Origin of the sequence: Streptomyces swartbergensis, from assembly GCF_002148965.1 — a bacterium.
In the GTDB taxonomy this organism is placed as follows: domain Bacteria; phylum Actinomycetota; class Actinomycetes; order Streptomycetales; family Streptomycetaceae; genus Streptomyces; species Streptomyces swartbergensis.
Genome location: NZ_NGFN01000206.1, coordinates 1 through 15,466 on the forward strand (window position 1 = coordinate 1; position 15,466 = coordinate 15,466).

Consider the following 15,466-nt stretch of genomic DNA (forward strand, 5'->3'; position numbering starts at 1 on the left):
GTTCCAGGCCCAGGTGGTGACCGTGCCGGTGAGGGCGACCTCGACCAGGTCGCGGATCTCCTCGGCCGTGACGGGGTCGTACTCGACGGGCGGGACGAGGGTGCGGCCGTCGGCGGTGCGCACGCCGAGGACGACGCGCTCGCGAAGGCCGGTCAGGAAGGCGCTCTGGACGGGGCCGAGGGAGCGGGTGAAGGGAAACTCGACGACGAGGGGGGCTTTGAGGACTTCGGGCATCCGGAGGGCTCCTTCGGGAGGGGACGGGTGCGGTGGCCCTGAGCCATCTCCCCGGCTCAGGCGCGCTTGTAGACGGGCGGTCGTTTCTCCGCGAAGGCGCGGGCGCCCTCCTTGGCGTCGGCGGTGTCGAAGACCGGCCAGCCCCGGGTGAGTTCGACGGCGAGGCCGTCGGACTCGGTCATCTCGGCGGTCTCGTAGACGGAGGCCTTGACGGCCTCGACGGCCAGCGGGCCGCAGGAGTTGATCTGTTCGGCGATCTCCAGTGCCTTCGCGAGCGCGGTGCCGTCGGGGACGACGTGTCCGATCAGGCCGATGGCGGCGGCCTCGCGGGCGCTGTAGGGGCGGCCGGTGAGGAGCATCTCCAGGGCGTGGGTGCGCGGGATCTGGCGCTGCAGCCGGACCGTGGAGCCGCCGATGGGGAACAGACCGCGCTTCACCTCGAACAGGCCGAAGGTCGCGGACTCGCCGGCGACGCGGATGTCGGTGCCCTGGAGCATCTCGGTGCCGCCCGCGACGCAGTACCCCTCGACGGCCGCGATCACCGGCTTGCGCGGGCGGTGGTGGCGCAGCATCGCTTTCCAGTGCAGGTCGGGGTCGGCCTTGAGCCGGTCGCGGTACTCCTCGCCGGCCATGCCGTTGCCGGCGAGGGCCTTGAGGTCCATGCCCGAGCAGAACGAGCCGCCCGCGCCGGTGAACACGATCGAGCGGATCGAGTCGTCCGCGTCGGCCTCCAGCCAGCCGTCGTACAGGCCGACGAGCATCGGCAGCGAGAGCGCGTTCCTGGCTTCGGGCCTGTTGAGCGTGAGCACCAGTGTGGCGCCTTCGCGCCGCACGGTGAGGTGTTCCGTCCCACCCATGGCCAACTCCCCTCTCGTGGAACGAGAACAGGTTGCAGTAGGGCGGGAGGCACTTCAAGGGTTTTCTGACAGACAGTCAGATTTCTTCGCGCGAGCCCTTCACAGTTGGACCGCCCTTTGCTCTGATGACCGGCGAACCGTCCGATGCCAGGCACGTCCCGGGGTCAGGAGGAACGGTGGAGTACAACCTTGCCGACCTGTTCGAGTCGGTCGTCGACGTGGTTCCCGACCGTGAGGCCCTCGTCTACGTCGACCATCCGGGCACGGGCGCGGAGCGCCGCCTGACGTACGCGGAGCTGGACGCTGCGGCCAACCGCGTCGGCCACCATCTGCTCGACAGCGGGATACGCCCCGGCGAGCACCTCGGGCTCCACCTCTACAACGGCGTGGAGTACCTCCAGACGGTGCTGGGCTGCCTGAAGGCGCGGATCGTCCCGGTCAACGTCAACTACCGGTATGTGGCAGAGGAGCTGGTGTACCTCTACCGGGACGCGGATCTGGTGGGGCTGGTCTTCGACGCGGAGTTCACGGACCGGGTGGCGGCTGCGCGACCGCGGGCGGAGAGGCTGCGGTATCTGGTCCGGGTGGGTGCGCCGGCACCGGGGGCCGCCGCGATGCCGTGTGTGGAGTTCGCCCAGGTGGAGGCCGCGGGGTCGCCCGAGCGCGGCTTCCCGGCGCGCTCGGGCGATGACCAGTTCATCATCTACACCGGCGGTACGACCGGGATGCCCAAGGGTGTGATGTGGCGGCAGGAGGACCTGTTCTTCGCGGGGCTCGGCGGGGGCGCGCCGACCGGTGAGCCGGTGAAGAAGCCGGAGGAGCTGGCCGAGCGGGTCGCGGCCGGTGGCGCGGGGATCACCTTCTTTCCCACGGCCCCGTTGATGCACGGCACCTCGACCCTCACGGCGTTCATCGGCTTCAACTTCGGGCAACGGGTCGTGATCCACCGCAAGTTCGTGCCCGAGGAGGTGCTGCGGACCGTGGAGAAGGAGAAGGTCAGCAGCATCTCGCTGGTGGGGGACGCGATGCTGCGGCCGCTGATCGACGCGCTGAGCGGTCCGCTGCGGGACATCGACCGCTCCTCACTGTTCAGCGTGTCGTCGTCCGGCGCGATCATGTCGGACACGGTGCGCCGGCAGTTCCAGGAGCTGGTGCCGAATGCCATGCTGCTGAACAACTTCGGCTCGTCGGAGTCCGGTTTCAACGGGACGGCGACCGAGGACTCGGGGCCCGAGCGGGGCTTCCGGGTGCGGGTCAACGCCCGTACGCAGGTGGTGGACCCGGCCACGTACGAACCGGTGGCGGCCGGCGCGGTCGGCCGGGTCGCCCAGTGCGGACATGTGCCGCTCGGCTACTACAACGACCCTGCAAAGACCGCCGCGACCTTCTTCGAGAAGGACGGTGAGCGGTGGGTCCTGCTGGGCGACATGGCCACCGTCGACGAGGAGGGTGTGGTCACGGTGCTCGGCCGTGGCTCGCAGTGCATCAACACCGGCGGCGAGAAGGTGTACCCGGAGGAGGTCGAACAGGCCCTCAAGTCCCACCCGGACGTCTACGACGCGCTGGTGGCCGGGGTGCCGGACCCCCAGTGGGGCCACCACGTGGCGGCCGTGGTGCAGTTGCGGGAGGGGGCGGCACGGCCGTCGCTGGAGGACATCCAGACACACTGCCGTGACCGGCTCGCCGGCTACAAGATTCCGCGCCAGTTGGTGATCACGGAGTCGGTCCAGCGGTCGCCGAGCGGCAAGGCGGACTATCGCTGGGCGCGGCAGGTGGCCGTGGCGGCGGACGGGTGATTCTCCGGCCGGTCGATTGAACCTAAGGTGACGTGCGGACGTACTGGTGGTGGCAGGCTCGGTCACCGAGCTCTGTTTGCCATGCCCAGCAAGACCGCACGGAAGGACCACCGGGTGTCGCTCTTCACTCGCTCCCAACAGCAATCGGGCACGACCGGGAGCGGGGCGGAACCGGATGACGACACCGGCGCGGCGGGGCCGGACGGTGGCACGGTGGCAGTGGATTCCGACGGTGGTACGACTGCGGTGGATTCCGACGGCGACATGGCTGCGGCGGAGTCGGGCAGGGGCGCGGGCACGGCGGAACGGGACAGCGACGCGGACCCGGCGGCACTGGCGGGGAACGCCAGCGCCTCAGGCCCAGGAGGCGACGCCGACACGACGGAAGCGAACGGCAGCGCGGCCCCGGCGGGCATGGACAACCGTATGGCCCCGGCGGGACCGGCTGGTGGCACAGCGGCGGCGGATTCCGACAGCGGCACGGCCGCGGCGGAGTCGGAGCGGGACGCGGACACGGCAGGCCGGGACGGCGACGCCCCCACGGCGGAGCCGGACAGCGGTACAGCCGCGGCAGGCCGGGACGGCGACGCCGGCACGACAGAACCAGACAGCGACACCACCCCGACGGACACGGACGGCGACACAGCCTCGGCAGAGTCGGACAGCGGCACCGCCCCGACGCAGCCCGACCACGCACCTGTCGCCCGAGAAGAAGGGGACGGCGCCTGCGGGCAGGAAACGCACGCCGGCGATGGGCCGGCTGTGGCGTCGGACGCGACGACGCCCGGCTGGTTCGGATGGCGGCGTCGCCATCCCCGTGCGGCGCGCGGCGTCAGTGTGGGGACGACCGTACTGGCCGGTGCGCTCGTCGTGTTCGCGCTGCTCCTGCCGAACCGGATCGAGCGGATCGAGTTCGCCTCGTTCGTCCGTATCCCCGCCGAGGGCGTGCTGCTCGCGGGACTGCTGCTCGCGCTGCCGCCGAGGCCCCGGCGGATCATGGCGGTCGTCTCGGGCGTGTTCCTCGGGCTGGTCACGGTCCTGAAGTTCGTCGACATGGGCTTCTACCAGGTGCTGGCCCGGCCCTTCGACCTGGTCCTGGACTGGATTCTCATCGAGCACGCCACGGACTTCCTGAGGGAGACGTTCGGCCGTAGCGGGCAGGTGCTGGCCGTGATCGGCGTGATCGTGCTGTTCGTCGCGGTGCTGGTGCTCACGACCCTCGCCGTGGTGCGGCTGACGAACCTGATGGTCCGGCACCGTCCCGTCGCCGCCCGTACGACGCTGATCCTCGGCACGGCGTGGATCACCTGTATGACTCTGGGCGTGCAGATCGGCACCGTGCCGATCGCCACCAAGGGCAACGCGGAGTTCATCGGCAACCGGGTGGAGCAGGTGCGGGCGGGTCTGAAGGACGCGCGGGTCTTCGAGAAGCAGGCCGCCGTGGACGCCTTCGCGAAGACGCCGCCGGACCAGTTGCTCACGGGTCTGCGCGGCAAGGACGTCCTGTTCACCTTCATCGAGAGCTACGGCCGGGTCGCGATCGACGACCCGGCGATGGCGAAGCAGACCGACGCGGTGCTGAAGGAGGGCACCGCTTCGCTCAAGACGGCCGGGTTCGAGTCGCGCAGCGGATGGTTGCAGTCGCCGGTGACGGGCGCGGGCAGCTGGCTCGCCCACTCGACCTTCCTGTCCGGTCTGTGGATCAAGAACCAGCAGCGGTACCGCAGCCTGACCACCAGCGACCGCATGACACTGACCAACTACTTCCGCAAGACCGGCGCCTGGCGGACCGTCGGCATCGTCCCCGGTGTGCGCCGGGCCTGGCCGGAGGGCAAGTACTTCGGCCTGGACCACATCTACGACTCCGAGCACCTCGGCTACCACGGCCCGTACTTCAGCTGGACGCCCGTGCCCGACCAGTTCAGCATGGAGGCCTTCCAGCGCCTGGAGCACGGCAAGAAGGACCGCGAGCCGATCATGGCGGAGATCATCCTGGCCTCCAGCCACAACCCCTGGTCGCCCATCGCCCGGATGATCGACTGGGAGGACCTCGGCGACGGTTCGGTGTTCCACCGGATCAAGAAGGAGGGCACCGACCCCACGGAGGTCTGGAAGGACCCGGAGAAGGTGCGCACCGAGTACCGGCGGGCCATCGAGTACTCGATCCGCAGCCTGACCGAGTGGGTCGAACGCTACGGCGACGAGGACACGGTGCTGGTCTTCCTGGGCGACCACCAGCCGGTGCCGACGGTCACCGCCGGGGACACCGGCAAGGACGTTCCGATCACGATCGTCGCCCGCGACAAGAAGGTGCTGGACCGGGTCGCCGACTGGGGCTGGACCGACGGCCTCAAGCCGGCCCCGGACGCGCCCCGGTGGGGCATGGACAAGTTCCGCGACCGTTTCATGACGGCGTACGGTCCGCAGGGCTGAGGAACTCCCCCACGGCCGCGAGGAACTCCTCGGGCCGTGCCTCGTGCACGAGATGCCCGGCGTCGAGGGTGACGCGCCGGGCATCGGGAAGCACCTCGGCGAGAGCGGCGATCTGCTCCTGGGGGATCAGGCTCGTCGGCCCGCCACCGATCAGCAGCGTGGGCATGGTGATCCGCCCCATGTGGTCCCACCACATGGGATCCGGGGCGTTGCGCTGCTCGTCGGTGGCGAGGATCATCGCCCAGTCGTACGGCAGGTCTCCGTCAGGCCGTTCGGCGGGAGGGCGTGGCGGGTCCAGCGGGAAGGGCGCGGGTACGTCCTCCAGAACGAGCCGCCGTACGAGCCGCGGGCTGTGCTGGGCGAGCAGACAGGCGACGGCACCGCCGAGCGAGTGGCCCACGACGTCGGCGCGGGCGATGCCGAGCGCGCCGAGGAAGGCGAGCACGTCGTCGCGCATGGCCTCGTAGGCGTATCCGCCGGGCCAGTCGCTGCGGCCGTGCCCGCGCAGGTCGGGTGCGTACACCCGGCGTGGCCCGGCGGCCAGCGCGGGGGCGACCTCCGCCCAGTCGGCGCCGTCGGCCCCACGGGCGTGCAGGAGTACGACGGGCGGCGCGTCCTCCGGCCCCCAGACGCGGTAGGCCAGGGTGATGCCGTTCGCCCGTACGGTGCGCGGTTCGGTGTCCATGCCGGGCACGGTAGCGGGGTGACGAGCGCGGACCGGGCTCGCTCTGCGGAGAGCAGAGGATCTCAGTCCGGTGTGCGCAGGAAGCGTGCGACGCGTCGTACGAACCATTCCGGGTCGTCCAGCCATGGGTAGTGTCCGGCCCCCGGCTGCACCGCGAACTCGGCCGCCGGGAACACTTCGGCCGCACGCCGGGCCAGACCCGGACGCGGGCCGCCGTCGACCTCACCGGCGAGGACGAGCACCGGGGCGGTGACGCGGGCGAGCGCGGTCCGGGTCGCGTCCGGGTCATAGGCGCCGTCCGCCCCGTAGCGGTCCGCCGCCTCGTCGTCGGTCTCGTCCTCCTCCCGGTCGGCGTGGGCCCGGGCGGCGTCGTCCCAACGGCCGTAGAAGAACGGGATGAACGTGGGGTCGAAGCCACCGGTGCCGGACAGCCAGGCCTCGAATGCCGGGAACGCGTCGGCGAACCAGGGTTCCGACGCGCGCAGCCGGGCCGCCGCCAGCCGGTCCTCGGCCGTCGCCGGCAGGCCCAGCGCCCACGGGGTGGCGGTGATGAGCGCCAGCCGCCCCAGCCGTTCGGGATACCGAGCCGCGTACAGCACGGCGAGACTGCCGCCCGCCGAGTGCGCGAGCACGTCCATCCGTTCCAGGCCCAGGTGGCGGCGCAGCGCCTCGACGTCGTCGACGAGCCGGTCGCAGCGGTAGGTCGCCGGGTCCTCGGGGGCCGCGGAGTGTCCTGTGCCGCGCAGGTCGAGGAACACCAGTTGTCGGTGGGCGTCCAGTCCGCCCAGGTTCCCGAGGTACGCGGAAGCGCGCATGGGGCCGCCGGGCAACACGACCAGCGGCTCGCCCGCACCGCGTACGTGGCAGGCGAGCCGGGTCCCGTCCGGGGCGCTGAAGATCGGCATGGTGTCGATCATCATGCTCTCGGGGTCTTCGGCACAACGGGATTCGTATGGAGGGGCGCCACGACGTCAACCGCCCGAGGCCGCGGGTCCGGGCTCGCCTGCGAGGCTCTGCCTGAGCTCGCGCTTGAGGATCTTCCCGCTGGCGTTGCGCGGGAGTCCCTCCACGAACACCACCCGCTTCGGCGCCTTGAAGGGGGCGAGCTTCTCGCGGGTGTGGGCGATGAGTTCCGCCTCGGTGACCTCGCCGCGTGGGACGACGACCGCTGTGACGGCCTCGATCCAGCGTTCGTCGGGCAGGCCCACGACCGCGGCCTCGGCTACCTGGGGATGGGTGTAGAGGGCGTCCTCGACCTGGCGTGAAGCGACCAGTACGCCACCGGAGTTGATGACGTCCTTCACCCGGTCGACGATCGTGTAGTAGCCGTGCGCGTCCCGTACGGCGAGGTCGCCGGAGCGGAACCAGCCGTCACGGAAGGCCTCGGCGGTCTCCTCGGGCTTGTCCCAGTAGCCCTCGCACAGTTGCGGAGAGCGGTAGACGATCTCGCCGGGGGTGCCGTCCGGTACGTCCTTGCCGTCCTCGTCGACCACACGCGCGTCGACGAACAGCACCGGACGGCCGCAGGAGTCCATGCGCCCCTTGTGTTCCCCGGGGGCGAGGACCGTGGCCAGGGGGCCGATCTCGCTCTGCCCGAAGCAGTTGTAGAACGCCAGGTCCGGCAGGCGTTCCTTCAGCCGTTCCAGTACGGGGACCGGCATGATCGACGCCCCGTAGTACGCCTTGCGCAGGCCGCTCAGGTCGCGGGTGGCGAAGTCGGGGCGGTTGGACAGGGCGATCCAGACGGTGGGCGGGGCGAACAGGCTGTCCACGCGGCCCGCTTCGACGAGGTCGAAGAGTCGGTCGCCGTCGGGTGCGTCGAGGATGATGTTCGTCGCGCCGACCGCGAGGTAGGGCAGCAGGAAGACGTGCATCTGCGCCGAGTGGTAGAGGGGCAGCGCGTGTACGGGACGGTCGCCCGCACTGAGGTCGAGGGCGGTGATCGCGCTCAGGTACTCGTGGACCAGGGCCCGGTGCGTCATCATCGCGCCCTTGGGCAGGGCGGTCGTCCCGGACGTGTACAGCAGTTGCACGAGGCCCTCGGTGCGCGGCTCGGGGCCGTCGTACGGCGGCGCCTCGGTGAGCCGGGCGAGGAGTGAGTCGTCGGCGTCGCGCAGGGGCAACGACCGTACGCCGTCGGGGAGTTGTCCGGTGAGGTCCGGATCCGCGAGGACCAGGGAGCTGCCGGACTGGCCGACGATGTAGGCGAGGTCGTCGCCGGTCAGGTTCTGGTTGACGGGTACGTGCACCAGGCCCGCGCGGGCGCAGGCCAGGAAGGCGATCAGGTAGGCGTCGGAGTTGTGGCCGTAGGCGCCCACCCGGTCGCCCGGGGACAGCCCCTGGCCGAGGAGGACGCTCGCCGCGCGGGAGACGGCGGTGTCCAGTTCGTCGTACGTCCAGGTGCGGTCGCCGTACTCCACCGCGACGCGCGCCGGGGTCCGCCGGGCGCTGCGCCGCAGGACTCCATCGACCGTGCTGCCGTGTCCGGGCGTCGTCATGACACCTGATCCTCGGTTCACCGCCGGGCGAGGTCAAGAACCGACCGGCTCAACCCTGCCGCCACCGAAGGCGTCCGGTGTTTTGGAACCCACGTGCGCACGCAGCACATTCGTACGCTCAAGTCTCCTTTCCCTCAATGATGCTGGAGGGCACGATGCGCAGCCGCCTGAGACGACTCGTTCTCGGGGCCACGGCCCTGTTCACGGCCGCGTCCGCGTTACCCGCGGCCGCCGCCCCGAGCCAGGGACGAGCGGAGCAGCACCCGTCACGCGACGGCCTGTCCGCCGTCATCCGCTACACCGAGTACGGCATTCCTCACATCCTCGCGAAGAACTACGCCGACCTGGGCTTCGGTACGGGCTGGGCGCAGGCGTCCGACGAGGTCTGCACGCTCGCCGACGGGTTCGTGACCCTGCGGGGTGAGCGCTCCCGGTACTTCGGCGCAAGCGCGGCCGCCGGCGGCGCCCTCTCCGGGGCCAGGACGAATCTCGCCAGTGACCTGTACTTCCGCGGGGTCCGTGAGACCCGCACGGTGGAGAAGGTGCTCGCCGAGCCCGCGCCCGTGGGCCCGAGCCGTGAGGTCCGGGACATGATGCGCGGCTGGGCGGCCGGTTACAACGCCTGGCTGAAACAGAAGAAGATCACGGATCCCGCCTGCGCGGACGCCTCCTGGGTCCGTCCGGTCACCGAACTCGACGTGGCGGCCCGTGGCCTCGCCATCGCCTCGATCTCCGGCGAGGGGCGCTTCGTGGAGACGATCACGACCGCGCAGCCCCCGGCCGGAGCCGGCACCGCATCCGGCGCCCCGTCCTCCCGGCCCGCCGCCCGCACGCCGGACGCGAAGGCCGTGGCGAAGGCGGTCGACGAGCTGTGGGGCGACCCCGGCATGGGCTCCAACGCGGTCGCCTTCCGCGGCGACACCACGGCGAGCGGCAGCGGTCTGCTGCTGGGCAACCCGCACTACCCGTGGCAGGGCGGGCGCCGGTTCTGGCAGTCGCAGCAGACGATCCCCGGTGAGCTGAACGTCTCCGGTGGCTCTCTGCTCGGCACCCCGGCGGTCTCCATCGGCTTCAACGCGCATGTGGCGTGGAGCCACACCGTCTCGACCGGCATTCCGGCCAACTTCCACCAGCTGACGCTGGATCCGGCCGATCCCACGACATACCTCGTGGACGGCGAGCCGGAGCGTATGAAGAAGCGGACGGTGACGGTCGCGGTGAAGGACGGAGCGCCGGTGACCCGCACCCAGTGGTGGACCCGGTACGGCCCTGTCGTCACCTCCCTGAACTCCCAGGTCCCGCTGCCGTGGACGGATACGACGGCCTACGCCCTGCACGACCCGAACGCCGCGAACCTCCGCTTCGCCGACACCTCGCTCGGCTTCGGCAAGGCGCGGAGCACGGACGACGTCCTCGCGTCCCTCGCCCGGAACCAGGGCCTGCCCTGGGTGAACACGATCGCCGCCGACCGCGCGGGGCATTCCCTCTTCACCCAGTCCCAGGTACTTCCGCGCATCACCGACGAGTTGGCGCAGCGCTGCTCGACGGCGCTGGGCAGGACCACGTATCCGTCGTCCGGCATCGCGATCCTCGACGGCTCGCGCGGTGACTGTGCCCTCGGCAGCGATCCCGACGCGGTGGCGCCGGGCATCTTCGGGCCGGCGCGGATGCCGACGCTCCAGGACGCGCCGTACGTGGAGAACTCCAACGGCACCGCGTGGATGACCAACGCCGACCGGCCGATCAGCGGATACGAGCGGGTCTTCGGCACGGTGAGGACGGAGCTCGGCCTGCGCACGCGCGGCGGGATCGAGGACGTGGCGGCGATGGCGGACCGGGGCCGCCTGACCGTACGCGACCTGCAACGGCAGCAGTTCGCCAACCGGGTGCCCGCGGGTGATCTCGCCGCGTCGGACGTGGCACGGGCGTGCGCCGCGCTRCCCGGCGGCACGGTGGCGGGCAGCGACGGCAAGGCCGTCGACGTGTCGGAGGCCTGTGGGGTGCTGACGGCGTGGGACCGCACCATGGACACCGGCAGCCGGGGCGCGCTGCTGTTCGACCGGTTCTGGCGGAAGCTGGAACAGGCGGTGCCGGCAGCCGAGTTGTGGAAGGTGCCGTTCTCGGCGGCGGACCCGGTGCGTACGCCGAACACGCTGAACACTAACGCGCCCGGCTTCTCCGTCGCCCTCGCCGACGCGGTGGCGGAACTGCGCGCGGCGGGCATCGCGCTCGACGCGCCGCTCGGCGCGCACCAGTTCGTCGTCCGCGGCGGTGAGCGCCTTCCGGTGCCCGGCGGCTCGGGGCGGCTCGGCGTGTGGAACGTGCTGGAGCCGACGTGGAGCGCGGCCGGGGGCGGTTACACGGAGGTGCCGTTCGGCAGCAGTCACCTCCAGGCGGTGGGCTGGGACGGCAGCCGCTGCCCGGTGGCCCGCACCCTGCTGACGTACTCCCAGTCGTCGAACCCGAAGTCGCCGCACTACGCCGACCAGACCCGGCTGTTCTCCGATGAGAAGTGGGTGACGTCGCGCTTCTGCGAGAAGGACATCCTGTCCTCGCCGAAGCTGGATGTCGTCCGGGTGCACGAGCGCCGTTGACGGTACTGACGGGGTGCCGCTCCCGGCGGGGCGCGGCACCCCCTTGTCACGCCCGGGACCCGTACATCAGCCGGCGCAGCACCGCTTCGGCGGGGCCCCGGCGGCCGGCTCGTTCCAGGGCGTACGCCCCGGCCACGGTGACCAGCCAGACGGTGAACGCGAAGAGCGCCATGGTCGTGCTGCCGAGGTGCGCGCCGAGGCCGAGTCCCCAGGCGGCCAGCACCGGGGCGAAGAGCAGTGAGTGGGCGAGGTAGCAGGACAGGGACCGTTTGCCGACGGAGGCCACCGCCGTCACGGCCGTCGTGCCGCGGCGGGGCTTGCGGGTGGTCCACCAGTGTGCGAAGAGGGCGACGGCGGCGACATAGCCGAGGCCCGCGGCGTTGCCGGTGATGTCTCGGAGGGCCGTGAGCGCCCCGGATTCGCTCTGCATGTCGTCCGGCACGCGCAGGACGCCGATGTGGGCGAGAGCGGCGGGCAGCGCGCCGAGCCAGCCGGCCGCGATGCCGATGACCGCCGTCCGGCGCAGCAGCGTGCGGTGGCGGCCCGGTTCCTCCAGGATGCGGCGGCGCGCGGCCCGGAAGCCGAGCAGGAAGAGGATGTACCCGCCGCCGACGAGGGTCAGCGGGGCGGCGGCGAAGGTGACGAACAGGCCGGTCTCCAGCCGGGTGCCCGCCGCCGTGAGCCAGTTCTCCTCGTCGGGCGCGTACGCCTTGAAGCCCGCGTCGGCGTCGGCGTCGCCCAGCGTGCCCAGCTCGCCCTGGAGCAGCGCGGCGATGACGGGCCCGGCCGTGACGAGCACCATCAGGGCGACTCCGATCCAGATCCACCACGTCAGGGCGCGTTCCCCGCGCCGCAGGAAGGCCAGGCCCAGGACGAGACTCAGGACTCCGTAGAAGCCGATGATGTCCCCGGACATCAGCAGGGTGGCGTGGATCAGGCCGATGGCGATCAGCCAGAGGCTGCGCCTGCGCAGGAGTTTCGCGGCGTCGCGCCCGTCGGTGCCGGCGGCGGTCTGCCGGAGGTAGAGCTGCATCATGCCGTAGCCGAAGAGGAAGGCGAAGAGCGGGTAGATCCGCAGGTCGAGCACCATGATCATGGTGAACTGCACGGCGTGGTCCAGCCACGAGCCGTCCACGGGCTGCCATCCGGAGGGCCCGCGCCGGGCCGTCCACAGATGGAAGGCCGTGTTGGACAGCACGATGCCCAGCAGCATGATCCCGCGGGCGAGATCGGGGGCGAGTGCCCGTTCGCCCGGCCGTACGCCCCCACGCCGCAGCGGTCCCTCTTCGGTCGCGATCGTCATGGCCTCACGCTAGGAAGGCGGGGCCCCGGCCGGACATCGGCCGGAGGGCGAGCGGGCACCGACCAAAGGATGACGCCCGTGCCCGCCCCCGCGACCAAAGAGGCGCCGCCGCCTCACACCGGCCGGGTCCGGCCCTCCCAGTACGGCTCCCGCAGCCGCCGCTTGTACAGCTTGCCGTTGGGGTCGCGGGGCATCTCGGTGATGAAGTCGACGCTCCTGGGCCGCTTGTAGCCGGCGAGCAGGTGGGCGCAGTGGTCGAGGAGGTCGGCCGCGAGGGCGGGCCCGGGCCGGTGTCCGGGGGCCGGTTCGACGACGGCCTTGACCTCCTCGCCCCAGTCGTCGTGCGGGATGCCGAAGACGGCGGCGTCCGCGACGGCGGGGTGGGCGAGCAGGGCCGACTCGATCTCGGCCGGGTAGATGTTGACGCCGCCGGAGATGATCAGGTCGATCTTGCGGTCGCGCAGGAAGAGGTAGCCGTCCTCGTCGAGGTGGCCGAGGTCGCCGACGGTGAAGAAGTCGCCGATGCGGTTCTTGCGGGTCTTGGCCTCGTCCTTGTGGTAGGAGAAGCCGCCGGTGTTCATCTTCATGTAGACGGTGCCGAGTTCGCCCGGCGGCAGCCGGTTGCCGTGGTCGTCGAAGATCGCGAGTTCGCTGATGGGCCAGGCCTTGCCGACGGTGCCGGGTTTCTTCAGCCAGTCCTCGGCGGTGGCGAAGGCGCCGCCGCCCTCGCTGGCCGCGTAGTACTCCTCCACGCAGGGGCCCCACCAGTCGAGCATGGCCCGTTTCACGTGGTCGGGGCAGGGGGCGGCGCCGTGGATGGCGTGCCGCATGGAGGAGACGTCGTAGCGGTCCTTCACCTCGTCGGGCAGGGCCAGCAGGCGGTGGAACTGGGTGGGGACCATATGGGTGTGGGTGCAGCGGTGGCGGTCGATGAGGCGGAGCATCTCCTCGGGTGTCCACTTGTCCATCAGGACCAGCCGGTGGCCGATGTGCAGGGACGCGCCCGCGAACTGCAGAACGGCCGTGTGGTAGAGCGGCGAGCACACCAGGTGCACGTTGTCGTCGAACGGCCGGATGCCGAAGATGCCGAGGAAGCCGCCGAGGTAGGCCTCCTCGGGCGGTTTGCCGGGGAGCGGGCGGCGGATGCCGCGCGGGCGGCCTGTGGTGCCGGAGGTGTAGTTCATGACCCAGCCGAGGGTGCGGTCGGCGGGTGCCGACTCGGGCCGGCCGTCGAGCAGTTCGGCGTACGGGCGGAAGCCCTCGACCGGGCCGACGGCGTACCGGTGGGTGGCTGGGAGGCCCGCCTCGTCGGCGGCGTGGCGGGCCGCTTCCTCGTAGCGCTCGTGGGCGAGGAGGACCTTGGCCCCGGAGTCGGAGACGATCCACGCGATCTCCGGTCCGACCAGGTGGTGGTTGACGGGGACGAGGTAGAACCCGGCCTGGCTGGCGGCGAGGTACGCGGTGAGGAACTCGACGCCGTTGGGCAGGACCACCGCGAAGGTGTCGCCGCGTTCCAGCCCGGCCGCGCGCAGGCCGTGGACGAGCCGGTTGGCGGCGGAGTGCAGGCGTCCGGCGGTCCACTCCTCGCCGTCGGGGGCGACCAGGACCGCGCGGTCGGGGTCGGCGGTGGCCTGGGCCCAGAAGCCCGCGGGAGCGTTGCTGGTCACTGGCCGCTCCTTCCGGCGATGCGGTTGACGCGGTCCACGGCCTGTTCGAAGCCGCGGGTGAGGTCGTCGAAGACGGCCTGGACGCTGCGTTCGCTGTTCATCCGGCCGACGATCTGCCCGACGGGCGTGCCGAGCAGCGGTTCCACCTCGTACTTCTGGATACGGGAGACGGCCTCGGCGACCAGCAGGCCCTGCAACGGCATGGGCAGTGTGCCCGGGCCGTCCGGGTCCTCCCAGGCGTCGGTCCACTCGGTGCGCAACTGGCGTGCCGGCTTGCCGGTGAGCGCGCGGGAGCGGACGGTGTCGCCGGAGCCGGCCGCGAGCAGCTTGCGGGTGAGGGCGGGCGAGTGGAGGTCCGCTTCCGTGGTGGTCAGCCATAGGGAGCCCAGCCACACGCCTTGAGCGCCGAGGGCGAGTGCGGCAGCCACCTGCCGGCCGCTGCCGATGCCGCCGGCGGCCAGCACGGGCAGCGGGGCGACGGCGTCGACGACCTCGGGGGTGAGCACCATGGAGGCGATCTCGCCGGTGTGGCCGCCGGCCTCGTAGCCCTGCGCCACCACGATGTCGATACCGGCCTCTTTGTGCTTGAGCGCGTGCCGGGCGCTGCCCGCGAGAGCGGCGACGAGGACGTCCTGGTCGTGGGCGCGGGCCACGACGTCGGCGGGTGGGGAGCCGAGGGCGTTGGCGAGGAGCCGGATCGGGTAGTCGAAGGCGACGTCGAGCTGGGTGCGGGCGACCTGCTCCATCCAGCCGGTGATGCGCCAGCCGGATGCCTCGCCCTCGGCGAGTTCGGGCACGCCGTGTTTGGCGAGGGTGTCCCGGACGAACTGCCGGTGGCCCTCGGGGATCATCGCCTCGATATCCGCCTCTGTGACGCCCTCGACCTTCTTCGCCGGCATCACGACGTCCAGGCCGTACGGCCGGCCGTCCACGTGTGCCTCGATCCAGTCCAGGTCGCGTTTGAGCTCGTCGGGGGCGGTGTAACGGACCGCGCCGAGCACGCCGAAGCCGCCGGCCCGGCTGATGGCCGCGGCGACAGCCGGGAACGGCGTGAAGCCGAAGACGGCGTGCTCGATTCCCAGTTTCTGGCTCAGCTCCGTCTGCATGGGCGCAGGATGCCGGACTCCTCCGGAGGACGGAAGGGGTTTCCTGATACACCGTCAGATTTATGGCTGGTGCCCGGGGACATACTGTCCGGGACGTCCAGGGCGGTTCGACGGGAGGATGCGCGGTGACCGAAGGCACGGCAGACAGAGCGACGACGAACGGCGGGCTGACGCGCAGGCGTGCCCTGGTCCTGGGTGGCGCCCTGGCCCTCGCCCCCTTACCCGCCGAGGCCGCCCCGGTCACGGGGCGCCCCACCCTGCGGCACGGCTCCGCCGCCCGTGCCGGGCTGCTC

At 71.5% G+C, this 15,466-nt stretch carries 10 protein-coding genes and 1 pseudogene; 3 read left to right on the forward strand and 8 right to left on the reverse strand.

The window, feature by feature from the left end:
* Both CA983_RS27710 and CA983_RS27715 read right to left on the reverse strand, forming a co-directional pair.
* Positions 1–234, reverse strand: a pseudogene (locus CA983_RS27710) (DNA-binding protein); the annotation flags it as partial.
* Between the two features lie 56 nt (positions 235–290).
* Positions 291–1,091 carry a crotonase/enoyl-CoA hydratase family protein gene (locus tag CA983_RS27715; protein WP_086603566.1) on the reverse strand — a complete coding sequence of 267 codons (801 nt, stop codon included), beginning with the start codon at positions 1,089–1,091 and terminating at the stop codon, positions 291–293.
* A 176-nt stretch (positions 1,092–1,267) separates the two neighbouring features.
* Here CA983_RS27715 and CA983_RS27720 point away from each other — a divergent pair, with 176 nt between their 5' ends.
* Positions 1,268–2,887, forward strand: a complete 1,620-nt coding sequence (locus tag CA983_RS27720) for an acyl-CoA synthetase (RefSeq protein WP_086603567.1) — start codon at positions 1,268–1,270, stop codon at positions 2,885–2,887.
* A 213-nt stretch (positions 2,888–3,100) separates the two neighbouring features.
* On the forward strand, positions 3,101–5,320 hold the full coding sequence (locus tag CA983_RS27725; RefSeq protein WP_341866694.1) for an LTA synthase family protein: 2,220 nt from the start codon (positions 3,101–3,103) through the stop codon (positions 5,318–5,320).
* Here CA983_RS27725 and CA983_RS27730 read toward each other — a convergent pair.
* The 3 genes from CA983_RS27730 to CA983_RS27740 all read right to left on the reverse strand — a co-directional run bounded on the left by CA983_RS27730 (position 5,292) and on the right by CA983_RS27740 (position 8,503).
* On the reverse strand, positions 5,292–6,005 hold the full coding sequence (locus tag CA983_RS27730; protein WP_086603573.1) for an alpha/beta fold hydrolase: 714 nt from the start codon (positions 6,003–6,005) through the stop codon (positions 5,292–5,294). The two genes, CA983_RS27725 and CA983_RS27730, sit on opposite strands and share 29 nt — an antisense overlap.
* A gap of 62 nt (positions 6,006–6,067) precedes the next feature.
* A complete protein-coding gene (locus CA983_RS27735) occupies positions 6,068–6,910 on the reverse strand; it encodes an alpha/beta fold hydrolase (protein WP_086603572.1) in 843 nt (280 codons plus the stop codon).
* Positions 6,911–6,976: 66 nt separating this feature from the next.
* Complete coding sequence (locus CA983_RS27740; protein WP_086603568.1) at positions 6,977–8,503, reverse strand: acyl-CoA synthetase; 1,527 nt, start codon at positions 8,501–8,503, stop codon at positions 6,977–6,979.
* A gap of 155 nt (positions 8,504–8,658) precedes the next feature.
* Between CA983_RS27740 and CA983_RS27745 the strand changes: the two genes are divergently transcribed.
* Positions 8,659–11,097 carry a penicillin acylase family protein gene (locus CA983_RS27745; RefSeq protein ID WP_086603575.1) on the forward strand — a complete coding sequence of 813 codons (2,439 nt, stop codon included), beginning with the start codon at positions 8,659–8,661 and terminating at the stop codon, positions 11,095–11,097.
* Positions 11,098–11,143: 46 nt separating this feature from the next.
* On the opposite strand, the gene CA983_RS27750 is transcribed toward CA983_RS27745, so the two are convergent.
* From CA983_RS27750 to CA983_RS27760, 3 genes are all read right to left on the reverse strand, one after another.
* Positions 11,144–12,400: a DUF418 domain-containing protein gene (locus CA983_RS27750; protein WP_086603569.1), complete on the reverse strand. Its 1,257-nt coding sequence runs from the start codon at positions 12,398–12,400 to the stop codon at positions 11,144–11,146.
* A gap of 113 nt (positions 12,401–12,513) precedes the next feature.
* The gene (locus CA983_RS27755) at positions 12,514–14,067 is read right to left on the reverse strand and encodes an acyl-CoA synthetase (protein WP_086603570.1); all 1,554 of its coding nucleotides are present in this window, start codon (positions 14,065–14,067) and stop codon (positions 12,514–12,516) included.
* Positions 14,064–15,173 carry an NAD(P)H-dependent flavin oxidoreductase gene (locus CA983_RS27760; protein WP_086603571.1) on the reverse strand — a complete coding sequence of 370 codons (1,110 nt, stop codon included), beginning with the start codon at positions 15,171–15,173 and terminating at the stop codon, positions 14,064–14,066. The genes CA983_RS27755 and CA983_RS27760 overlap by 4 nt, the downstream gene beginning before the upstream one ends.
* Between the last annotated feature and the right edge of the window lie 293 nt (positions 15,174–15,466).